This window comes from Nonomuraea sp. NPDC050643, from assembly GCF_040654715.1.
In the GTDB taxonomy this organism is placed as follows: Bacteria; Actinomycetota; Actinomycetes; order Streptosporangiales; family Streptosporangiaceae; genus Nonomuraea.
On the sequence record NZ_JBFAIM010000005.1, the window covers coordinates 292,091 to 313,023 of the forward strand.

Annotated in this window: 17 protein-coding genes; 11 read left to right on the forward strand and 6 right to left on the reverse strand. The window is 71.6% G+C overall.

Features of this window, described 5'->3' with window-relative positions; translation table 11 throughout:
* Window positions 1–16: 16 nt before the first annotated feature.
* From AB0I15_RS09145 to AB0I15_RS09180, 8 genes are all read left to right on the forward strand, one after another.
* The gene (locus AB0I15_RS09145; protein WP_358092104.1) at window positions 17–1,330 is read left to right on the forward strand and encodes an AMP-binding protein; all 1,314 of its coding nucleotides are present in this window, start codon (window positions 17–19) and stop codon (window positions 1,328–1,330) included.
* A complete protein-coding gene (locus AB0I15_RS09150) occupies window positions 1,327–2,352 on the forward strand; it encodes an acyl-protein synthetase (RefSeq protein ID WP_358092107.1) in 1,026 nt (341 codons plus the stop codon). The genes AB0I15_RS09145 and AB0I15_RS09150 overlap by 4 nt, the downstream gene beginning before the upstream one ends.
* Complete coding sequence (locus AB0I15_RS09155) at window positions 2,352–3,557, forward strand: acyl-CoA reductase (RefSeq protein ID WP_358092109.1); 1,206 nt, start codon at window positions 2,352–2,354, stop codon at window positions 3,555–3,557. The genes AB0I15_RS09150 and AB0I15_RS09155 overlap by 1 nt, the downstream gene beginning before the upstream one ends.
* Complete coding sequence (locus tag AB0I15_RS09160; protein WP_358092111.1) at window positions 3,554–5,665, forward strand: hypothetical protein; 2,112 nt, start codon at window positions 3,554–3,556, stop codon at window positions 5,663–5,665. Before AB0I15_RS09155 ends, AB0I15_RS09160 begins: the two co-directional genes overlap by 4 nt.
* 114 nt (window positions 5,666–5,779) lie before the next feature.
* Window positions 5,780–6,988 (forward strand): glycosyltransferase, encoded by a 1,209-nt coding sequence (locus AB0I15_RS09165; protein WP_358092113.1) that lies wholly within the window; start codon window positions 5,780–5,782, stop codon window positions 6,986–6,988.
* A 3-nt stretch (window positions 6,989–6,991) separates the two neighbouring features.
* Window positions 6,992–7,693 (forward strand): class I SAM-dependent methyltransferase, encoded by a 702-nt coding sequence (locus tag AB0I15_RS09170; RefSeq protein ID WP_358092115.1) that lies wholly within the window; start codon window positions 6,992–6,994, stop codon window positions 7,691–7,693.
* 95 nt (window positions 7,694–7,788) lie between these two features.
* Window positions 7,789–8,430: a polysaccharide deacetylase family protein gene (locus AB0I15_RS09175; protein WP_358092117.1), complete on the forward strand. Its 642-nt coding sequence runs from the start codon at window positions 7,789–7,791 to the stop codon at window positions 8,428–8,430.
* A 29-nt stretch (window positions 8,431–8,459) separates the two neighbouring features.
* Window positions 8,460–10,073: a hypothetical protein gene (locus tag AB0I15_RS09180; protein WP_358092119.1), complete on the forward strand. Its 1,614-nt coding sequence runs from the start codon at window positions 8,460–8,462 to the stop codon at window positions 10,071–10,073.
* A 3-nt stretch (window positions 10,074–10,076) separates the two neighbouring features.
* Here AB0I15_RS09180 and AB0I15_RS09185 read toward each other — a convergent pair whose 3' ends face one another.
* Genes AB0I15_RS09185 through AB0I15_RS09195 form a run of 3 tightly spaced genes read right to left on the reverse strand, consistent with a single transcriptional unit; the run spans window position 10,077 to window position 13,338 of the window.
* Window positions 10,077–10,544, reverse strand: a complete 468-nt coding sequence (locus AB0I15_RS09185) for a response regulator (RefSeq protein ID WP_358092121.1) — start codon at window positions 10,542–10,544, stop codon at window positions 10,077–10,079.
* Entirely contained in the window at window positions 10,541–12,163 is a 1,623-nt protein-coding gene (locus AB0I15_RS09190; RefSeq protein WP_358092123.1) for an ATP-binding protein, read from the reverse strand. The genes AB0I15_RS09185 and AB0I15_RS09190 overlap by 4 nt, the downstream gene beginning before the upstream one ends.
* Window positions 12,160–13,338: a fused response regulator/phosphatase gene (locus AB0I15_RS09195; protein ID WP_358092125.1), complete on the reverse strand. Its 1,179-nt coding sequence runs from the start codon at window positions 13,336–13,338 to the stop codon at window positions 12,160–12,162. Before AB0I15_RS09195 ends, AB0I15_RS09190 begins: the two co-directional genes overlap by 4 nt.
* Window positions 13,339–13,609: 271 nt before the next feature.
* On the opposite strand from AB0I15_RS09195, the gene AB0I15_RS09200 reads away from it, so the two are divergent.
* Both AB0I15_RS09200 and AB0I15_RS09205 read left to right on the forward strand, forming a co-directional pair.
* The gene (locus AB0I15_RS09200) at window positions 13,610–15,361 is read left to right on the forward strand and encodes a DUF1996 domain-containing protein (protein ID WP_358092127.1); all 1,752 of its coding nucleotides are present in this window, start codon (window positions 13,610–13,612) and stop codon (window positions 15,359–15,361) included.
* A gap of 151 nt (window positions 15,362–15,512) precedes the next feature.
* Complete coding sequence (locus tag AB0I15_RS09205) at window positions 15,513–15,911, forward strand: hypothetical protein (RefSeq protein ID WP_358092129.1); 399 nt, start codon at window positions 15,513–15,515, stop codon at window positions 15,909–15,911.
* 7 nt (window positions 15,912–15,918) lie between these two features.
* Here the strand turns inward: AB0I15_RS09205 and guaA are convergent, their stop codons facing one another.
* On the reverse strand, window positions 15,919–17,466 hold the full coding sequence (gene guaA / locus AB0I15_RS09210; RefSeq protein WP_358092131.1) for a glutamine-hydrolyzing GMP synthase: 1,548 nt from the start codon (window positions 17,464–17,466) through the stop codon (window positions 15,919–15,921).
* Window positions 17,467–17,561: 95 nt separating this feature from the next.
* Here guaA and AB0I15_RS09215 point away from each other — a divergent pair, with 95 nt between their 5' ends.
* Entirely contained in the window at window positions 17,562–18,482 is a 921-nt protein-coding gene (locus AB0I15_RS09215; RefSeq protein ID WP_358092133.1) for a hypothetical protein, read from the forward strand.
* Here AB0I15_RS09215 and AB0I15_RS09220 read toward each other — a convergent pair.
* Together AB0I15_RS09220 and AB0I15_RS09225 are read right to left on the reverse strand one after the other, a co-directional pair.
* The gene (locus AB0I15_RS09220) at window positions 18,473–19,294 is read right to left on the reverse strand and encodes an SDR family NAD(P)-dependent oxidoreductase (RefSeq protein WP_358092135.1); all 822 of its coding nucleotides are present in this window, start codon (window positions 19,292–19,294) and stop codon (window positions 18,473–18,475) included. The two genes, AB0I15_RS09215 and AB0I15_RS09220, sit on opposite strands and share 10 nt — an antisense overlap.
* A 60-nt stretch (window positions 19,295–19,354) precedes the next feature.
* Window positions 19,355–20,848, reverse strand: a complete 1,494-nt coding sequence (locus AB0I15_RS09225; RefSeq protein WP_358092137.1) for a DUF885 family protein — start codon at window positions 20,846–20,848, stop codon at window positions 19,355–19,357.
* Window positions 20,849–20,933: the final 85 nt, after the last annotated feature.

Sequence of the window (20,933 nt, forward strand, 5' to 3'; positions counted from 1 at the left end):
AGGGAGGGCTGGTGGCATGAGGTTTCCTCATCCGGAGGCGCGGCTCGTCGTCGCGGGAGATCCGGAGGGCGGGCTTTCCGGCGCCCGGCTGGCGGGCCATGTCGCCCAGGCCGCCGAGCGGCTCGCCGGGCTGCGGCCGGGGCCGCTGTTCCGGGGGATGCGCAACGATCTCGCGTCCGTGCTGAGCTACCTCGGCGCGTGGCACGCCGGGCGGCCGATCGTGCTGCTCGACCCCCACCTGCCGGCCGAGACGCTGGCCGAGCTGTCGGAGCGGTTCAGGCCGGCCGCGCTGGCCGGCTTCACCCACGCGCCCGACGGCCCGCCGCCACCGCGCCACGACGTGCCCGACCCGCATCCCGACCTGGCCGTCCTGCTGACGACCTCGGGCTCGACGGGCAGTCCCAAGCTCGTCCGCCTCTCGCGCCAGGCCGTCCTCGCCAACGCCGCCGCCATCGCCCAGGCCCTGTCGATCGGTCCCGGCGAGATCGCGCCCACGACCCTGCCGCTGCACTACAGCTACGGCCTGTCAGTGCTCAACAGCCATCTGGCGGCCGGCGCGACGGTGGTGCTGACCGAGGACACGCTGATGACGCGGTCGTTCTGGACGCTCCTCGACGCGCACCGGTGCACGTCGATGGCCGCCGTCCCCTACCAGTACCACATGCTGCGCCGCCTGCGCTTCGACGGCGCCGGCCATCCCTCGCTCACGACGCTCACCCAGGCGGGCGGGCGGCTCGCGCCCGACCTGGTGAAGGAGTTCGCCGGGCAGGTGGAGCGCCTCTACCTCATGTACGGCCAGACCGAGGCCACGGCCCGCATCGCCGTCCTGCCCCCCGACCGCCTCGCCGGCAGGCCGGGCTCGGCCGGGCTCGCCGTCCCGGGAGGGCGGCTGACGATCGAGGACGGCGAGGTCGTCTACCACGGGCCCAACGTCATGATGGGCTACGCCGACACTGCGGCCGACCTGGCCAGGGGCGACGACCTGGGCGGGGTGCTGCGCACGGGAGACCTCGGGTCGCTCGACCCGGAGGGGTTCCTGACCATCACCGGCCGGCTCAAGCGCATCGCGAAGGTCTACGGCGTCCGCGTCAACATGGACGACGTCGAGCGGCTGCTGCGCGACTCGGTGCCGGTGGCGGTCACCAGCGGCGACGACCGGCTGACGATCTGGGCCGAGGGGCTCGACGTGCCGGGGTGCGTGGAGCTGGCCCGGCGGCTGGCGGCCGAGCTGCGCATCCACTGGGGCGGCTTCGACGTACGCGGCATCGACCGGCTGCCGCTGCTGGCCACCGGCAAGGTGGACTACCGGGCGCTGGAAGCCGGAGCGTGAGCGTGTTCACCCTGGCCGCCCCCGAGCGCGAGTCCGTGCTGCTGCCCGAGCTGGCGGAGCTGACCGAGCGCCACCGCCGGGCCTGCCCGCCCTACCGCCGCATCCTCGACGCCACCGGCGCCGCGCCCCCCTATGAGCGGGTGAGCGACCTGCCGTGGCTCCCGGTGCGGCTGTTCAAGACGCACGAGCTGCGCAGCGTGCCCGAGGAGCAGGTCTTCAGGGTCCTGACCTCGAGCGGCACCACGGGGCAGCGGCCGAGCCGGATCTACCTCGACCGGGAGGCCGCGGCGGCGCAGACCCGGATGCTGGCCGCCACGCTCAGGGTGGTCCTGGGCGAGCGGCGGCTGCCGATGCTGGTGGTCGACAGCCGCTCCGTCGTGCGCGACCCCACGCTGAGCGCCCGCGGCGCCGGCGTGCTCGGCATGATGAACTTCGGCCGGGACCACACGTTCGTGCTCGACGAGCAGGGGCGGGTGGACGCCGAGGCGGTCAAGACCTTCCTGGCGCGGCACGGCGGCGAGCGGTTCCTGGTGTTCGGGTTCACGTTCATGGTCTGGCTCTATCTGCGCGACCTCGGCGTGGACCTGTCGCAGGCGGTCCTCGTGCATTCCGGCGGCTGGAAGAAGCTGGCCGAGCAGGCGGTCGACAACGCCGAGTTCCGGCGGAGGCTGGCGGCCGAGTGCGGGCTGAGCAGGGTGCACAACTTCTACGGCATGGTCGAGCAGATCGGCACGATCTTCCTGGAGGGCCCCGACGGCGACGGGCTCTACTGCCCCGACTTCGCCGACGTCGTGATCCGCGACCCCGAGACCTGGCAGGAGGCGCCGCCCGGCGAGCCGGGGCTGATCGAGGTGGTCAGCACGCTGCCCACGTCCTACCCGGGCCACGTCCTGCTGACCGAGGACCTGGGCGTGGTGCGCGGCGTCGACGACGGCGGCTGGCCGGGCAAGCGCTTCGAGGTCCTCGGCAGGCTCCCGCGAGCCGAGGCGCGCGGCTGCAGCGACACCTTCGGGCAGGGCTGATGCTCGACGTCAGATTCCCGGCCGCCGGGAGCGTGCCCGTCAAGACCCTGCTCGGGCAGGTGGGCGGCGTCCTGGAGGTGGGCGACGAGCGGGTCCGCGCGTTCCTCACGGCCTTCGGCAGGCGCCTGCTGCGGCCCGCGCTGGCGCGCCGCCATCCGGAGCTGGGCTCGCTCGGCTTCTTCCTGCGCCCCAGCGAGCTGGCCCGCACCCTGGAAGGGCTCGGGCACGAGCACGTACGCGTCCCGCGCGGCCTGGTCTTCCACGTCCCGCCCGCGAACGTCGACACGGTCTTCGTCTACTCCTGGGCCCTGTCGGCCCTGATGGGCAACCGCAACGTCGTACGCCTGTCGCCCCGCTCCGGCCCGGTCGCCGAAACCATCGTGGAGACCCTGCACGAGGCGCTGGCCGAGGCCGACCCCGTCGTCGCCGCCAGCCAGCGGATCGTCTCCTACGACCGCTCCGACGAGATCACCGCCGCGCTGTCGGCCGCCTGTGACCTGCGGGTGGTGTGGGGCGGCGACGACACCGTGCGCGAGATCCGGCGTCACCCGCTGCCGCCGCACGGCCGTGACCTGACCTTCCCCGACCGCTCCTCGTTCGCCGTCGTGCGCGCGGCGGCCTGGCTGTGCGCGCCGAGGGCCGCGCGGGTCACGGTCGCCGAGGGGTTCGTCAACGACACCTACTGGTTCGACCAGGCCGCCTGCTCCTCGCCCAGGACCGTGTTCTGGGTGGGGGCCGAGGGCGACTGCGACGCGGCGCGGGCCGACTTCACCGGGCACGTCTCGCGGGTGCTGACCGTGCGCGGGTGGGGGGTCGACGCGGCGATGGCCGTGGAGAAGCGGGTCTCCACCTACGGGCTGGCGGCCGACGGGCTGGCGGAGAGCGTGGAGTTCCTGGGGAACGCGCTGGCCAATGTGCGACTGGCGGCCGCCGCCGCGGCGCCGCGGCGGTGGCTGGGGGCGGGGACGTTCGCGCACGCCCGGCTCGGGGCGCTGGCGGAGCTGGCCGGCCTGGTCGAGCGGCGTGACCAGACGATGACGCATTTCGGGTTCGGCAGGGCCGAACTGGAGGAACTGGCCAGGGGGCTGGCCGGGCGGGGGGTCGATCGCATGGTGCCCGTGGGCAGCGCGCTGAGCTTTCACCGGGTGTGGGACGGCGTGGATCTGCCGGCCGAGTTCACGCGACTGGTGACCGTGATCCGATGACGCTGGCGCCCGACCGTGCCCACGTCCGCCGGCCGGTCCCGTCCGCGCGGCGGGGGCTCTGGTGGGCGCCCGCCGGGGCCGTCCTCCTCGGTGCGGTGGCGGTCTTCCTGTGGTGCGGGGTGTCCGCGCGCGATCTGGCCGTGTTCGCCGTCTACCTCGGCGCCGGGGTGGCGCTGCCGGGGACGTTGTCGTGGCGGGCCCTGACCGGGGGCGGGAGGTCCCTGGCCGAGGACGTCGCGGCGGGGCTGGCCCTGGGCTACGCGGTCGAGGTCCTGACCTACATCCCCGCCCGGGCGGCCGGGGCGCCCCTGCTCGTGCTGGTGCCGCCGGCCGCCGTGCTGGCCGCGTTCGCGTGCGTGCCCCGGTTGCGGCGGCACTGGCGGGGGGCGGCCGTCAAGGAGCGCATGCCCGCCTGGTGCGCCTGGGCGCTCGCGGGGGTGGTGGTGTACCTGATCGGGTGGAGCACGTTGTTCCTCTACCGGATGCCGCTCTCCGTCGCGTACGTGGACATGCCCTATCACCTGGCGCTGGTCGGCGAGATCAAGAACCACGTGCCGCCCACGCTGCCGTCGGTGCTGGGCGAGCGGCTGTCCTACCACTGGTTCGTCTACGCCGACATGGCCGCCACGAGCTGGGTCACCGGGATCGAGCCCGTGACGCTGGTCTACCGGCTGTCCACGCTGCCGATGACGGCGGCCCTGGTCGTGCTGGTGGCGGTGCTGGGGCGGCGGCTGGGCGGGCGCTGGGGGGCCGGGGTCGCGGCGGTCGGGGTGACGTACTTCCTGTTCGGGCCGGTGCTGGTCGAGGGCGTGGTCTTCACGACGCGGTCGATGTTCACCGCCTGGGCCAGCCCCACGCAGACGTTCGGGGCGCTGCTGTTCGCCCCCGTGGTGCTGCTGCTCGCCGGTGGGCGGGGTCGGGTGGCGATGGTGGTGCTGCTGCTGACGCTCACCGGGGCGAAGGCCACCTATCTGCCGTTGCTGCTGTGCGGGTTGCTGCTCGTGGCGGTGCTGCGGCGGGGGCGGTATCTCTGGGCGGCGGCGATCACGCTGGGCTGCCTGCTGTTCGCCCAGTTCGTGGTGTTCGGGAAGGGAGCGCAGGGGACGGCGGTGTCGCCGTTCGCGACCATGCGGGCGCTGTGGGGGGTGATGGCGCGGGTCGAGCCGCCGGAGCTGGCCTTCGTGCCGATGACGCCGCTGGTGGTGCTGACCGCGGTCCACCTGTTCTGCCTGGCGTGCGTGTGGGGCGGGATCGCGGGGCTGGGCGCGCGGGCGCTGGAGCCGCCGGTCCTGCTGCTGCTGGGGATCGGGGCGGCGGGCGTCGGCGCGGCCGTCCTGCTGGGGCATCCGTCGGACTCCCAGCTCTACTTCCTCGAGGCGGTCCGGCCCTACCTGTCGATCGCGGCCGTGTGCGGGGTGCTGGCGGCGCCACGGCCCCCGTGGCCGCTGGCGGCCGGCATGGCGGGGCTGGGGGCGGGGGCGGCGCTGCTGACGGCGGGGCTGGAGTTCCCCGGCGGGGCGCTGGTCCGGGTCGCGACGCCGTACCTGATGCTGGGGGTGGCGGCGCTGCTGGTGTGGCGGCGCGGCCTCGTGGCGGCGGTGGCGGCGTTGCTGGCGGGCTACGCGGTGCCGACCTCCGTGCGGGACGTGGCCGGGCACGTCACACCCGAGCGGGACGAGCGTGAGCGGCTGATCCCCGACGGGGCGCTGGAGGCGGGGCGGTGGCTGCGCGAGCACTCCGCGCCCGGCGACGTGGTGGCCACCGATCTGCACTGCCGCAACACCTGGCGGGTGCACTGCGACAGCCGCCACTACTGGGTGTCGGGGTTCACCGAGCGCCGGGTGCTGGTCGAGGGCTGGGCGTACGCCGAGAGCACGTTGTCGCGGGCCGAGCTGTTCAGGACGCCGTACCTGACGGTGCCGTTCGCGGATCCCGCCCGGCTGACGGAGAACGACGCGGTGTTCTGGGCGCCGTCGGCGGAGAACGTCCGGCTTCTCGCCCAGAAATACGGCGTTAAGTGGCTTTTCACCGGGATAAATCCGGAATTGGGGAAATTCGCGCGGCTACGGTTCCGGAACGCGACCTCCTCGGTTTATCAAGTGGGCTGAAGGTAAAGGAATCTCCGCCCCGTGGAATGGTGATCAGAAACCGTACGCGCCCCCCTGGACTCCCCCACCAGCATGTCCGTGGACCCACGGCCACGAGCAAGAGCAGGGGAGTCTATGGACACGCGTGCCGCCATGGAGCCGAGCCCCCACGTCCTCGACCCGGCGACCCGCCTGGCGAGTGTGGACATCGTCATTCCCGTGCTCAACGAGGAACGCGCCCTGCCCGGCTGCGTACGCACGCTGACCGGGTTCCTCGACGGCTTCCCGCTGCCGTGGCGCATCACGATCGTGGACAACGGCAGCACCGACGCCACCTGGCCGGTCGCCACCGAGCTGGCCGGGGAGTTCGACCGCGTCCACGCCCGGCGGCTGGACATCCGGGGCCGGGGCGCGGCGCTGCGGGCGGCCTGGCAGGACAGCCCCGCGGACATCGTCGCGTACATGGACGTGGACCTGTCCACCGATCTCGACGCCCTGTTCCCGCTGGTGGCCTCGGTGGCCAGCGGGCACTCCGAGATCGCCATCGGCACCCGGCTGGCGCACGGCTCGCGCACCCGCCGCTCGCTGCGCCGCGAGCTGGTGTCGCGGGGCTACAACGCCCTGCTGCGGTTCGGCTTCGGCGTCCGCTTCAGCGACGCGCAGTGCGGCTTCAAGGCCGCCAGGACCGGCGTGGTCAGGCCGCTGATGGACAAGATCGAGGATGACTCCTGGTTCTTCGACACCGAGTTGCTGCTGCTGGCCGAGCACAACGGGCTGCGCGTGCACGAGGTGCCGGTGGACTGGATCGAGGACACCGACTCGCGCGTACGGGTGGTCAGGACCGCCATCGACGACCTGAAGGGGCTGGCCAGGGTCGCCTGGTCGATGTCGATGGGGCGGGCGGAGGTCGAGGTGACGCGCTCGGAGCCGACGCCCACGCATCCGGACGCGGTGCTGGCCCGGCCTCGGGCGGTGACGATGGCGAAATTCACCTCATTCGCCGCCATAGGCGTTATTTCCGGAATTCTCTACACGCTTCTCTACCTTCCGCTCCGTGAGATCTGGTCGCCGGCGATGACGAATCTGGCGGCGCTCATTCTGACCGGGGTCATCAATATCGAGGCCAACCGCCGGTGGACCTTCACCCGGCGCACCACGGCGCATTTCCGCGCCGCGGTGCTCTTCCTGGCGAACTACGCCCTCACCACCATGGCCGTGCTCTCGGTGCCCCCTGGCGCCGGCCGGCTGGGGGAGGTGGGCGCCGTCGTGGCCACGTACTGCCTGCTCACCCTGATCCGGTTCACCGCTCTGGACCGATGGGTCTTCTCCCGTACAAGGAAATGATCGATGGAAACCTCTGAGATCCACCGCCTGATCGCGCTCGAGGACACCCACTGGTGGTACCGCGAACGCCGGGCCGTCCTGCGCAGGGAGCTGCGCGAGCTGGGCGGACGTCCCGGGCGGGCGCTGGACATCGGCGCGGCGGGCGGCGGGAACACCAGGGTGCTGGTCGAGGCGGGATGGGACGCCATGGCCGCGGACAACTGCGAGACGGCGGTGGAGATGGCCAGGCAGCGCGGGCTCAAGGCGGTCCGCGCGGACGCGCGGGCGCTGCCGTTCGAGCCGGGGAGCGTGGACCTGGTGACCGCGTTCGACGTGCTGGAGCACATTCGCGAGGACTACCTGGTGACCGAGGAGATCGCCCGGGTGCTGGCGCCCGGCGGGCACGCGCTGATCGCGGTGCCGTGCGACATGGCGCTGTGGTCCGCCCACGACGACGCCGTCGGCCACGTACGCCGCTACGGCCGCGACTCCCTGACCGTCGTCGTGGAGAAGGCCGGGCTGACCGTCGATCGCGTCTGGAGCTGGAACGTCCTCCTGCGTCCGCTCGTGGTCCGGCACCGGCGCCGCTCCAGCGGCAGCGACCTGCGGAAGACGCCCTTCCTGGTCAACGCCGGGCTGTCGGCGGTGGTCCGGGCCGAGCGGTACCTGCCGGTCAGGTCGCTCAAGGGCGTGACCCTGTTCCTGCGGGCCCGGCTCGGCAGGTGAGGGTGCCCAGATCGAGACATTAGGCCGTCGTTCAGGTGGGTGAAGTTGGCTCTAGGCTGTGGCATGTGGTGATTCATGCCCTTCTCGCGGCCTCTGTGGCCTTTACCTCCCTGCCCGCGCAAGCCGCGGCGGTCGACTGCGACCGGGTCAAGTGCCTGGCGCTGACCTTCGACGACGGCCCGTCCGAGCACACGCCCACGCTGCTCAAGGCCCTCAAGAAGGCGGGCGCGAAAGCCACCTTCTTCCTGGTCGGCAAGCGGGTGGAGGAGCGGCCGGAGATCGCCGGACAGGTGGTCAAGCAGGGGCACGCGATCGGCAACCACACCTACTCCCACGCCTCGCTGCCCACGCACCGCGACGACGAGATCCTCGATGAGCTCAAGGTCACCCAGGAGGCGATCGAGCAGGCCACGGGGGTGCGGGCGACGATGTTCCGGCCGCCGTACGGGCACACCGACGAGCGGGTGCTCGCGCTGGCCGACCAGGTGGAGCTCGCGCAGATCCTGTGGACGGGCACGACGCTCGACTGGCAGTTGCGCGACACCAAGAAGATCAAGGCCGCCGTGCTGAAGCTGGCCAAGCGCGACGGCGTGATCCTCATGCACGACGTGGTCCCCGCGACCGTCAAGGCCATGCCCGCGGTGCTCAAGGAGCTCAAGAAGCGGGGTTACCACCTCGTCACCGTGCCGACGCTGCTACGCGGCGAGGGGCCGACGGCCGGGGTCAGCTACTTCTAGCGTCCCCGGCGAATCGGGATTGGGAACCCATGGCTAGTGACACCAAGCCGAGGCCGTGGGTCGCACTCGCGACCTTCCTGACCATCCAGGTGGTGCTCGGCTGCTGGTGGGCGGCCCTCTACCCCGGCCTGTTCAGCCGGGACTCGGTCCTCTACCTCCACCACACCATCGTCGGGCCCTGGGTGGGCGATCACTCGGTGCTCTACGACACGCTGGTGTGGCTGAGCCACACCCACACCAACGACCTGGGGGCCGTCACCTTCGCGCAGACGACGGCCATGGCGGGGACGCTGACCTACCTGGCGCAGTCGCTCAAGGCGCTCGGCGCGCCACGGCTGCTGACCACGGTGGTGGCGATGCTGCTGCCGCTGGCGCCGCCGGTGGGCGCGTTCACGGTGGCGCTGTGGAAGGACGTGCCGTTCACGATCTGCGCCGTGGCGATCGCCGGGGTGTGCGCGCGGATCGCGGCCAGGCGTGCCGTCACGTGGCCGACCCTGGCCGGGCTCGGCGTGCTGATGACGGTCATGGGGCTGTTCCGCGCGAACGGCTTCCTCGTCGCGGGCGTCGCCACGCTGGCGCTGGTGGCGATCGTCAGGACCATGCGGATACGGCTCCTGCTGGCCGGCACGTTCGCCGCCGCGCTGCCGCTCGTGCTCACGAACTCCGTGTTCCCGCAGTACGGCATCGTGGCCCCGTCGAAGACGTACGTCTACCACACGGCCTTCGGTGACATCGCGGTCGCCTACCGGGAGCATCCCGAGCTGTTCACGCCGCAGGACATCAGCCTCATGTCCACGGTGGCGCCGCTGAAGCTGTGGTGGGAAGGGGGCACCTGCTACACGATCAACCCGCTGATCTGGCGGCGGGACTTCAGCTGGTACATGGCCGACCTGCGGTCCGGCGAACTGCTGGAGTTGTGGCGGCGGCTGCTGGTCACCGAACCGGAGCTGGTCGTGGACACCCGGCTGTGCCGGGGCGCCATCGCGTGGCGGCCGGTGCAGGACGATCTGGCGACCGGGGGGATGACGTACCGGTTCTCGCGGCGGCCCACGGCGGACTCGTACGTGGGGCAGTACAAGATCTCGGACTTTCCCGAGCGGTGGGTGTTCTCGCTGCGGCCGCTGTCGCTGGAGCTGTACCTGGTGGCCGATCCGTGGCTGACGGGGTCGCTGGCGCCCGAGTACGACTGGGTGTTGTGGCGGGGGGCGTTGTGGGCGTACGTGTCGTACCTGGCGGCGGGGCTGGCGGCGTGGGCGCTGCGGAACCGGTACGCGCTGGGGGTGGCGGCGGTGGTGGCCGGGCAGCAACTCACCGTCCTGGCCAACATCTCGGCGCAGGACTTCCGCTATATGGCCTCGCCCATCCTCATCGGGGCGCTGCTGGTGCCGTTGCTGCTGGGGAGCGTGGGGCGGCTGCTGCTGGCGCTGGTACGGGGGGTCTGGCGGCGACTGCGGCCGTCGAATCGGGCCGCCCCCATGCCGGCACCCGGCCCCTCCCCCGAACCCGACCCGGCACCGGACCCCGAACCGGACCCTGAGCCCTCATCCGAACCTGAGCCCTCGCGCGAACCCGAACCCAAGCCCGCGGTGTCGGAGGATGACGAGCCCACCGAGCCGATCGGCCCGCCGATCCCCGCCGGCTGAGGGTCAGGGGCCGTCGTGGCCGCCGGGGGCGCGGACCCGGCCGGGCAGCCGGACCACCGTGACGAAGAACTCGTCGATCTGCCGGATGACCTCCATGAAACGGTCGAGATCGACGGGCTTGGTCACGTAGGCGTTCGCGAACAGCTTGTAGCTGCGCAGGATGTCCTCCTCGGCCGACGAGGTCGTGAGGACGACGACGGGGATCGAGCGCAGCTCGGGGTCGCCCTTGAGCTTCTCGAGCACCTGGCGGCCGTCGTATTTGGGCAGGTTGAGATCGAGCAGCACCAGGTCGGGCCGGGGCGCGCCCACGTGCGCGCCCCGCTGGTAGACGAAGTCGAGCGCCTCCAGGCCGTCTCTGACGACGTGGAGGTTGTTGCGGATCTTGTTGTCCTCGAACGCCTCGCGCGTGATGAGCTCGTCACCGGGGTCGTCCTCGACGAGAAGCACTTCGATGGGCTGCCCGGTCGTCATGAGCTGGTTCCTTCTTCGTCGGTGCCGTCGGCCACGCGCCGGGAACGGGGCTGGGTCGAGTCGGCAGGCAGAGTGAAGCAGATGCGGGCTCCGCCCGTGTAGGCGGTGTCGAGCCAGATCCTGCCCCCGTGATTCTCGACGATCTTCTTGCACATCGCCAAACCGATGCCCGTGCCACCGTAGGTCTCCCGGCTGTGCAGACGCTGGAAGAGGACGAAGACCTTCTCGGCGAACTCGGCCTCGATGCCGATGCCGTTGTCCGCCACCCAGAACCGCCAGCCGTCCTCCTCGGACGGCTCGCAGCCCAGCCGGATGAGCGGTGTCCGGCCGGGGTCGCGGAACTTGATGGCGTTGCTGATGAGGTTCTGCCAGAGCAGGCTGAGCATCGTGGGGTCGCCGACGACGCTGGGCAGCGGGCCGCTACGTTCGATCTTGGCGTCGGACTCCTCGATGGCGGCCGACAGGTCGTCGAGCACCTTGTCGAGCCTTTCGTCCAGCTCGACGGGCTCGCGGTCGTCGTACATGCGGCCCACGCGGGAGAAGCTCAGCAGGTCGTTGATGAGGACCTGCATCCGGGTGGCGCCGTCGACGGCGAAGCGGATGTACTGAGTGCCCCGCTCGTCCAGCACCTGCCCGTAGCGCTTCTCCAGGAGCTGGCAGAAGGTCGCCACCTTGCGCAGCGGCTCCTGGAGGTCGTGGGAGGCGACGTAGGCGAACTGCTCCAGCTCGGCGTTCGAGCGGCGCAGCTCCATCGCCTGGTCGTCGAGGTCGGCCGCCTGCTCGCGAAGCTGGACCTGCTGCCGGTGCGAGTCGGCCAGGGCCTGCACGATCCGCAGCCGCATCAGGTCGACGTCTCGGGCGACCTCCTGGATGTCGGCGGGGCCGGAGGCCGGGATGGCGCGGTCGAAGTCGCCGGCCGCGATGTGGCGGGAGGCGCCGCGGAGCTGGTCGAGCGGCCGGCCGATCGCGCGGCGCAGCAGGACGGCCATCGCCAGCGCGGCCAGCGGGAACACCACCAGCATGGCGATGAAGGCCCAGTTGCGGATGCGCTCGGCCTCGGTCAGGGCCGCCTTGGCCTGGGTGCGTACGTGGGTCAGGGAGTCGTTCTGGCGCTCCAGCAGCGCCCTGATCTCGTCGAACGCCTGCTTGCCGCTCTCGACCGTGGCCGCGGGCACCGTGCCGTCGCGGCGCTCCTCCTCGGTCATCGGCTCGGCGTAGTCTCTGCGCCAGGCGTTGGCCCGGTCGTGGATGGCGTTCAGGCCGGCGAGGAGGTCGGGCCGCTCGGAGAGCATGGCCGCCACCCGCTCGTGGCTGCGCCGCTCGGCGACCACGCCCTCGGCGTACGGCTGCAGGAACGCCTGGTCGCCGGTCAGCAGGAAGCCCCGCACCCCGGTCTCCTGGTCGACCAGGGCCTTCTGCAACCTGCCCGCCTCGATGCTGGCCGGCGAGATGCGCGCGGTGAGCTGGTCGGAGAGCTTGCTGGTGCGGTCGAGCATGACGGCGCCGACCACGGCGCACACGACGATCAGGATGGTGATCGCGGTGATCATCAGCACGAACCAGCCGTGCACCGTCAGGCGCCGCCAGCCGCCGGTCGGCGCGGGGGAGGTTTCGCTCATGTCAGGTCTTTCCAGCGCAGGTGTACGACGGCCAGGTCATCGGCGTGCGCCTCGGGCGCGGTGATCGACTCGACGTCGGCGATCAGCGCGTCGAGGAAGTGCTCGCCGTCGAGGTGGGAGTGCCGGTGAGCCAGCTCCAGCAGGCCCTCCTCGCCCAGCCAGCGCGGCTGCGGGCCGGGCAGGCGGCGTTCGAAGAGGCCGTCGGTGTAGAGGGTCAGGCCGCCGCCCTTGGGCAGCTCCAGCACGTCCTGGTGCCAGTCCGCCTCGATCGGCAGGCCCAGCGCGAGGCTGTGCTCGGGCTCGGCCAGGGACACCGCGTCGCCGTCGTGCAGCAGCATGCCGGGATGGCCCGCCCGCCACACCCTGACCGTGCGCTGGTCGGGCTCCAGCACGAGCGTGGACATCGTCACGAAGATCTCCGACCCGCCGCGCTCGGCCTTGAGGATGCGCTCGAGCTGGCGCAGCAGGGCGGAGCCGGTCACGCCGCTGAGCACCAGTGCCCGCCAGGCGATGCGCAGGCAGACGCCGAGCGCCGCCTCGTCGGGGCCGTGGCCGCACACGTCGCCGATCACGGCGTGCACGACCTTGTCGTCGGACTCGACGACGTCAAAGAAGTCGCCGCCGAGCGTGGCCGAGCCCCTGCTGGCGCGGTAGCGGGAGGCCACCTCGATCGGCATGCTCTGCAGCAGCGGCGAGGGCAGCAGGCCGCGCTCCAGGCGGGCGTTCTCCTTGGCGCGCATGCGCTCGGCGTGCAGCGCGACGGCGGCCTGCTCGGCCTGCTTGCGCTGCATGGCGTAGCGCAGCGTCCGGCCCAGCATCTCGCCCTCGACGCGGCCTTTGACCAGGTAGTCCTGGGCGCCCGCGGTCACCGCGGCCAGGCCGGCCTGCTCTTCGGCGAGCCCGGTGAGCACCACGACGGCCGCGTCGCCGGCCTCCTCGATGACGGCCGACAGCGCGGAGAACTCGTAGGCGTCGGGCAGGCCGAGGTCGAGCAGCACGCAGTGGGGACGCAGGCGGACCAGCGACCGGCGCGCCTGGTCCACCGAACGTGCCCACTCCAGGCGGACGGCCAGACCGCTGTCCTCCAGCAACGCCTCGACGATCAGCGCGTCCTGCGGATCGTCCTCGACGAGCAGCACTAACGGCTTCAGGTCGTGTTCACTCGCATGGGCCATTGCGGCCTTGCCCACCCTTCTTGACCGCGCACAGAGCACCCAAGTCGTCGACATCCTCAGGTGTCCCACTGCCAACCACGGTCCCGAGTTGGCCCAGGGGTGCCCTCTCTTCCCACCATCTTCGCGTGTATGCGCGCGCGGGCCGATCATTTTCGGCTGTGGGCCGACGTATCGGACGGCATGTTTTCCGGTTGTCGGCTGAACCCTTCCGAGGGCGGGTCCCGTACCTCCCCAAGACCGGACTTTCCTGCCCATCGGAAGGAGCAGTCACATGCGGAATTCATCGGGGGGACGTTTCAGACCGTGGTCAGGGGCCGTCTTCTTAGGCGCGGGCATCGCGCTCGTGCTGGCGGGGCCCCCGGTTTCGGCGGGGACCGGCGTGGTGAGGCTCGACGTCAGCATGAAGAGCGCCGTGGGTCAGACCATCACCTGCCCGAACGTGGCGGACCAGCTTCCTGAGGTCCCCGCCGCCGCCCAGGCCGAAGTCGACCGCAACCTCGCCCAGCTCGACGAACAGCTCCAGGAGGCCAACAACCGACTAGCCACCTCCGCAGGAGAAGGCGGCCCCAACTTCGTCCAGAACGCCATCCTCGGACCCCTCGCCTCCAAACGAGGCGCCGCCATCGACCGCATCGCCCTGGCCATCGGCCGCGTCGCAGCCCGCCCCACCGGCCTGGACGGCCTGGCCACCTGCACACTCGGCGGCGGCAACACCGGCTCCCCCGCACCGCAGGACACCGGCACGCCCGCGCCCGAGGACACCGGCACCCCGGCTCCCGAGCAGTCACCGCCCACCGACGACGGAACGGCCACCCCGCCCCCAGGAGACGGCGGAGCCCAGACCATCACCTGCCCGAACGTGGCGGACCAGCTTCCCGAGGTCCCCGCCGCCGCCCAGGCCGAAGTCGACCGCAACCTCGCCCAGCTCGACGAACAACTCCAGGAGGCCAACAACCGACTAGCCACCTCCGCAGGAGAAGGCGGCCCCAACTTCGTCCAGAACGCCATCCTCGGCCCCCTCGCCTCCAAACGAGGCGCCGCCATCGACCGCATCGCCCTGGCCATCGGCCGCGTCGCAGCCCGCCCCACCGGCCTGGACGACCTGGCCACCTGCACACTCGACGCCGCGGGCACCTCCGACACCGGAGCGACCGGCCCGTCGGCCGCCGACTTCGTCGACATCGAGGACGTCGCGGTCACCGAGCAGCCGAGAGCGGGCGAGAACGCCTCGACCGGCACGTTCGTCTCCCAGTGCGGCACGAACAGCGAGGGGCGCAGCAACCCGGGCAACGTCATCACCGCTCCCGGTGTGTCCGAGGGCGCCCAGACCCAGTACGACTACGTGGGCAACATGTCCGCCGACGCCCTGTCCACCAACGAGAGCCTCGCCGAGTCGAACACCACGTGCCGCAACGAGGCCGACCAGTCGACGTACTTCTGGCCGGTCCTGCGCGTCAGCGGGTCCGGCGACGGCACGGCCGAGGCGGACGGCGGCGCGCCCGTACAGCCGTCGCAGGTACGGCTGGAATACCGCGGCAACGCCGACTCCGAGGTCACGGCGGCGCCGCAGTTCCTCAGGATGCTCTCCGGCGACCCCAGGGCCGCGACCAACGACGGCGCCAACGCCCGCCCGACGTTCACCTGCACCGGTTTCACCGACCGCCTGACCGACAAGTATCCGATCTGCCCCTCCGGCAGCGACCTGGTCCGCGTCCTCGACATGCCGAGCTGCTGGGACGGCCAGAATCTCGACAGCGCCGACCACCGCACGCACCTCGCCTTCCCCGACGAGAGCGGCGCCTGCCCGAGCGGCACGGAGGCCGTGCCGCAGCTACGGATCACGCTCACCTACGACGACGTCCCCGCCGCCGCACCGGACGGTACGGACGTCCCCTTCGTGGTGGACGGCCTCGACGGCGAGCAGAACAGCCCGAACACCGACCACGCGGGCTCCATCAACGTGATGTCGAAGCAGCTCATGAACAAGGTCGTGGACTGCGTCAACAGCGACAGGAGGTGCTGACGCCGTGAACCCGCGCAGGGCCGGACATCGGGTGATGTCCGGCCCTGCGCGGTTGCTGGAGAAAAATCAGATGATCTGCTGACACATCGATCAGTGACGGTGTGTCATGGGAGGTGTACGGGCACGTAACGACCGGTACAGGAAAGAGATCGTGACCGGAACCCCCCAAGAACCGAACGACTCGACATCGGCCCGCCCCAGGGAACTGAGGCTGGCGTTCGTCCTCTTCCTCGTGTCCGCCCTGCCCACGGCGCTCGCCCTGGTGCCCTCCTACCAGTCCGCGCTCACCGGCCTGTACCTGCTGCTCTATCTCTGGTTCGGAATCCGGGCGACGCGCGGCCGGCAGGGCAGTCGGATCGGCGTGACGATCGTGACGGCGGTGGCCTGGCTCCTCCTCGCCCCCGTCTTCCTGGACGCCTTCTCCGGGACCACGGACGAGCTCTACGGACTGGAGTACGCCATCCTCGGCCTGCTCGGCCTGGCCGCCGGCACCTACGCGGTGGCCCTGCTCTACGGCCGGAACGGCAACGCCTATTTCGTCAGCCGCTGAGCGCGGGTCACTCCCACTCGATCGTGCCCGGCGGCTTGCTCGTCACGTCGAGGACCACGCGGTTGACCTCGCGCACCTCGTTCGTGATCCGGGTCGAGATGCGGGACAGCACGTCGTAGGGCACCCGAGCCCAGTCGGCCGTCATCGCGTCTTCGGAGGTCACCGGACGCAGCACCACCGGGTGCCCGTAGGTGCGCCCGTCTCCCTGCACCCCCACCGACCGTACGTCGGCCAGCAGCACCACCGGGCACTGCCAGATCTGCCGGTCGAGGCCCGCCCGCGACAGCTCCTCGCGCGCGATCGCGTCGGCCTCGCGCAGCAGGGCCAGGCGGTCGCGCGTGACCTCGCCGACGATGCGGATGCCGAGACCCGGGCCGGGGAACGGCTGGCGCCAGACCATGGCGGCCGGCAGGCCGAGCTCCTCGCCCGCCCGCCTGACCTCGTCCTTGAACAGCGCCCGCAGCGGCTCCACCAGCTTGAACTGCAGGTCTTCCGGCAGGCCGCCGACGTTGTGGTGGGACTTGATGTTGGCGGTGCCGGTGCCGCCGCCCGACTCGACCACGTCGGGGTAGAGCGTGCCCTGGACCAGGAACTCCACCGGGCCGTCGGCCATGATGGCGCGCTGCTCGTCCTCGAAGACGCGGATGAACTCGCGACCGATGATCTTCCGCTTCTCCTCGGGGTCGGTGACGCCTTCGAGGGCCTTCAGGAAACGGTCGGCGGCGTCGACCACGCGCAGCCTGACGCCCGTGACGGCCACGAAGTCGCGCTCGACCTGCTCGGCCTCGCCCTTGCGCAGCAGGCCGTGGTCGACGAAGACGCAGGTCAGCCGGTCGCCGATGGCGCGCTGCACGATCGCGGCGGCCACCGCCGAGTCGACCCCGCCCGACAGCGCGCAGATGGCGCGGCCGTCGCCGACCTGGCGGCGCACGGCCTCGACGGAGTCTTCGACGATGTTGAGCATGGTCCACGACGGACGGCAGCCGGCCGCGTCGAGGAAGTGCTTGAGCACCGCCTGGCCGTGCTCGGAGTGCAGCACCTCCGGGTGGAACTGCACGCCGTAGAGGCCGCGCCCGGGGTGCTCGAAGGCGGCGACCGGCGTCTCGCTCGTCGAGGCGGTCACCGCGAAGCCGTCGGGGGCCGCGGCGACGCTGTCGCCGTGGGACATCCAGACCGTCTGGCTCGCGGGCAGGCCGGCGAAGATGACGCCCTCGTCGAGGACCTTGAGCGCGGTGCCGCCGTATTCGGCGACGCCCGTGCGGGCCACCTCGCCGCCCAGCGCCTGGGCCATGGCCTGGAAGCCGTAACAGATGCCGAACGTCGGCACGCCCGTCGAGAACAGCCCGTGCGGCACCGGCGGGGCGCCCTCGGCGTAGACCGAGGAGGGGCCGCCGGACAGGATGATCGCCTTGGGGTGCTTGGCCATCATCTCCTCGACCGGCATCGTCGAGGGGACGATCTCGGAGTAGACGTGGCACTCGCGCACACGCCTGGCGATGAGCTGCGCGTATTGTGCGCCGAAGTCGACCACCAGCACTGTGTCGAATTCAGACACTCGAGACCCTCCCAAAGGCGAATGCGGTGACCACAGTGTATCGGCCTTGCGCTTTACACCTGGCCTGGCACGGGCACACGTGCTAACACAGAACAATGGATCTTGTCTGGCCGGTGACGGCGTGGACTCTGTGGCTCGCCACACTGGCCGCCGCCTTCAGGGCGTCCAGCCGCGACCGAGCCGTGGCGGCGCCTGACGCCCCGGTGCCCGCCCCCGTGGCCGAGCTCTTACGCGGCATGCGGGCGCAGGACGTGTTCCATTCGGCGCTGTTCGAGCTGGCGGGACGCGGCTGGGTGACGATCGAGGGCGACCGCCTGTCGCTGGGGCAGGCCCGGGAGGAGCCGCCGCTGCCGTACGAGCGGTGGGTGCTGGAACGGGTGCGCACGCGCCTGACGGGAGCCCCGGAGACGCCGGAGATCGTCCTGATGCCCGAGAGCGCCGATCTGGACGGCGGGTTCCTCCCGCTCGTCCGGCAGCGCGCCATCGACCTCGGCCTGGCCCGGCGGCGCTGGCCGACCGTGCTCGTGCCCCTGCTGCTCGCGACGGGGCTCCTCGTGCCCTGGTACGCCACCGTGGCGGCGGCCGGCCTGTCGTGGCCCGGGATGATCGCGACGATGGTGTCGTTCGTCGCGGGGATCTCCCTGCTCATGGGCGGGCGGGGGTTCCTGCTCACGGCGCGCGGCAAGGAGATCGCCCGGACCGGACCGGTGAACCCGCGGCAGGAGTGGATCTTCACGGGCAGCGGCTGGCAGGGCGGGGAGATCGAGCCCGCCGGCTCCCAGCCACGGCGCCCGGGGCGGCAGGAGGTCACCGGGCACGTCGTCAAGCGCTGGGTGGACGACGAACCCGGCCACTTCTACATCGCGCTGCACGACGGCAGCTCGCACAAGGCCACGGCGTTCGTGGTCGAGCAGGACCTCTATCAGGACGTGCTGCCGGGCGACTCGGTCCGGCTGCTGGTCAAGCCGCTCGACGGCACGGTGGTGCGCATGCTGGCCCACGACCGTCACCGGTGACCGGGCAGGTGGCCGGTGAGCAGGGTCTCGGTCTGCAGGCGCAGGCGGGCGGCGTATCCGGGGTCGGTGAGCAGCAGGAACCGCTCCTCCTGGATGGCCGTCACGACCAGGCCGGCGACCTCTGACGGGTCCATGCCGTCCTGGGCCGCCCGGCTGATCGACTCTCGCCGGTCCAGCTCGTCCGGCGTGGGGGTGTCGGCGTGGCCGGGCGGGCGTACGCGCTCGGAGTCGCCGATGCGGGTCCTGACCGCGCCGGGGCACAGCGCGGTCACGCGGAGCTTGGACCCGGTGGCGACCAGGTCTTGGGCGAGCGACTGGGAGGCGGCCAGGGCGGCGTATTTGGTGAGCGCGTACCCGCCCGTGCCCTGCGAGGCGAACAGCCCGGCCACGGACACCGTGTTGACGATGTGCCCCTCGGTGTCCTGCTCGATCATGCGCGGCACGAACTCGTGGATGCCGTGCAGCACGCCCCACAGGTTCACGCCGAGCAGCCAGGCGAAGTCCTCCTCGCCGCGGGTCCACATGTGGCCGCCCTGGAAGACGCCGGCGTTGTTGCAGAGCACGTGTACGGCGCCGAACTCCCCGAAGCAGCGGTTGGCCAGGTGACGCACGGCCGCCGCGTCGGAGACGTCGGTGATCTGGGTGAGCACCTTGCCGTCCCCGGCCAGCGCGGCCGTCTCCGCCAGCCCGCCGTGGTCCACGTCGGCGAGCATCAGCGTCATGCCTTCGCCGGCGAACCTGACGGCCATCGCGCGCCCGATACCGCTGGCCGCACCCGTCACCACCGCGACCTTGCCGGAGAGCTCCCGCACGGACCGACCTCCATGGCGAACTGGCGAACTGGCGAATGCCTTACCCGACCGGCCCCGACGCTACAGGATGGCGCCGATCAGTCCCAGGGGCGGCGAGCCCAGGTCGAGCAGCGCCTTGTGGAAGCGCTGCAGGGTGAACCCCGCGCCCCACTCCTTGCGAGCCCGCTCGCGCAGGTCGAGGATGAGCAGCTTGCCCCAGGTGTAGCGCCCGTACGTCGGGTCGAACGTGGCCCGCCGGGCCTCCGACAGCGCCGCCGGGCCCGCCAGGTGCGTGTCGGCGGCGAATCGCGCGGCGCCCTCCTCGACCGTCATCTGACCGGTGTGCACTCCGATCGCGCAGGCCAGCCGGGTGACGCGGATGAGCGCCTCCACCCAGACGCCGATCTCGAAACGCGGGTCGCCGGACTCGAAGCCCTCCTCGACGCACAACTCCTCGGCGTAGTGCGCCCAGCCCTCGACGAACGCCATCGACTGCAGCAGCCTGCGCACCTCCGACGGCGCCCGGCGCAGGGCCCTGGCGTGCGAGAAGTGGCCGGGGGCGACCTCGTGCACGTTGATGGCCGGCAGCGTCGTCCGGCTGAAGACCTCCAGCCACTCCTCCTGGTCCTGCTCCGGCCAGGTGGGATCGGGCGGCGTGATGTAGTACCACGACGGGCCCTCGGGCTCGCCGGGCGAGTTCCACGCCATCATGGCCATGGCCCAGCGGCGCGACTCGGGCGCCATCCCGACCAGGCACTCCCCGTCGTGGTAGGGCACGAGGTCCTTCTCGCGGGTGAACGCGATGGCCTTCTCGGTGCCGAGCCTGGCCGCCTCGATCACGCCGTCGGCGTCGGGGTGGTCCTTGACCAGCTCGCGTACGACGTCGAGCGGGGCCCTGCCCTTCTCCCCCAGTTTGGCGCAGGACTCGGCGAGCAGCGCCATCAGCCGGTCGCGCTCGGCGTCGGCCCGCTCCGCCAGCCGCCCGAGATCGACGGGCAGCCCCTCGGCCGTGCCCATCAGCCCGGCCAGCGCCTCGCCGCCGAGCGCCGCGTCGGGGGCGCCCTCTTCCGCGGCCCGCTCGAGGTGGGCGACGAGCCGTCCGTGCGCCTGGAGCGCGGCCTCGTCCGTGACCCCCGCGGACAGCCCCTTGACCGCGCCGAGCAGGGACTTCGCGACGGGGGCCGGCACCTGGTCGAGCGCGGCGAGCGCCTGGTCCACGGCCTCGGGCCAGAGCGCGAGGTGGGCCGCCTTGGCCGCGGCGCGCTCCTGCTCCGGGGCGTAGTCGCGGTCGTAGCAGGCCAGGTCGAGGTTGGACAGGTGGATCAGCGGGTTCTTGCGGTGCAGTTCGAGGTCGCCGAACTGGTTGCGCAGACTCTCCTCGAACACCTGGAGGTGCCTGGCGTCGTGTGCGTCGTCGGGCGCGGCCCCCTCGCCGAGCCGCGCCAGCCCGGCCCGTACGCCCTCGGGCGACAGGTCCTGGATCCGGCCGTCGTACTCGTGCCTGCCTCCGCCCTCGCGCGCCTCGGCCACGATCAGGTCGGTGATGGCTCGCAGCCTGGCGTCAAGTTCTGTCATGCCGCCGACGCTAGCGCACCGCGAGAATGCCTTTAAGTGCTGATAAATAGCACCTTCTGTGGACGATCCTGATGCGAGGATGCTC

Excerpts from the sequence above, each read along its gene's own strand:
- AB0I15_RS09145 (WP_358092104.1), top strand. The coding sequence starts at position 17 with ATGAGGTTTCCTCATCCGGAGGCGCGGCTCGTCGTCGCGGGAGATCCG.
- AB0I15_RS09155 (WP_358092109.1), top strand. The coding sequence starts at position 2,352 with ATGCTCGACGTCAGATTCCCGGCCGCCGGGAGCGTGCCCGTCAAGACC.
- AB0I15_RS09160 (WP_358092111.1), top strand. The coding sequence starts at position 3,554 with ATGACGCTGGCGCCCGACCGTGCCCACGTCCGCCGGCCGGTCCCGTCC.
- AB0I15_RS09165 (WP_358092113.1), top strand. The coding sequence starts at position 5,780 with ATGGACACGCGTGCCGCCATGGAGCCGAGCCCCCACGTCCTCGACCCG.
- AB0I15_RS09170 (WP_358092115.1), top strand. The coding sequence starts at position 6,992 with ATGGAAACCTCTGAGATCCACCGCCTGATCGCGCTCGAGGACACCCAC.
- AB0I15_RS09180 (WP_358092119.1), top strand. The coding sequence starts at position 8,460 with ATGGCTAGTGACACCAAGCCGAGGCCGTGGGTCGCACTCGCGACCTTC.
- AB0I15_RS09185 (WP_358092121.1), bottom strand. The coding sequence starts at position 10,544 with ATGACGACCGGGCAGCCCATCGAAGTGCTTCTCGTCGAGGACGACCCC.
- AB0I15_RS09190 (WP_358092123.1), bottom strand. The coding sequence starts at position 12,163 with ATGAGCGAAACCTCCCCCGCGCCGACCGGCGGCTGGCGGCGCCTGACG.
- AB0I15_RS09195 (WP_358092125.1), bottom strand. The coding sequence starts at position 13,338 with ATGGCCCATGCGAGTGAACACGACCTGAAGCCGTTAGTGCTGCTCGTC.
- AB0I15_RS09200 (WP_358092127.1), top strand. The coding sequence starts at position 13,610 with ATGCGGAATTCATCGGGGGGACGTTTCAGACCGTGGTCAGGGGCCGTC.
- AB0I15_RS09215 (WP_358092133.1), top strand. The coding sequence starts at position 17,562 with ATGGATCTTGTCTGGCCGGTGACGGCGTGGACTCTGTGGCTCGCCACA.
- AB0I15_RS09225 (WP_358092137.1), bottom strand. The coding sequence starts at position 20,848 with ATGACAGAACTTGACGCCAGGCTGCGAGCCATCACCGACCTGATCGTG.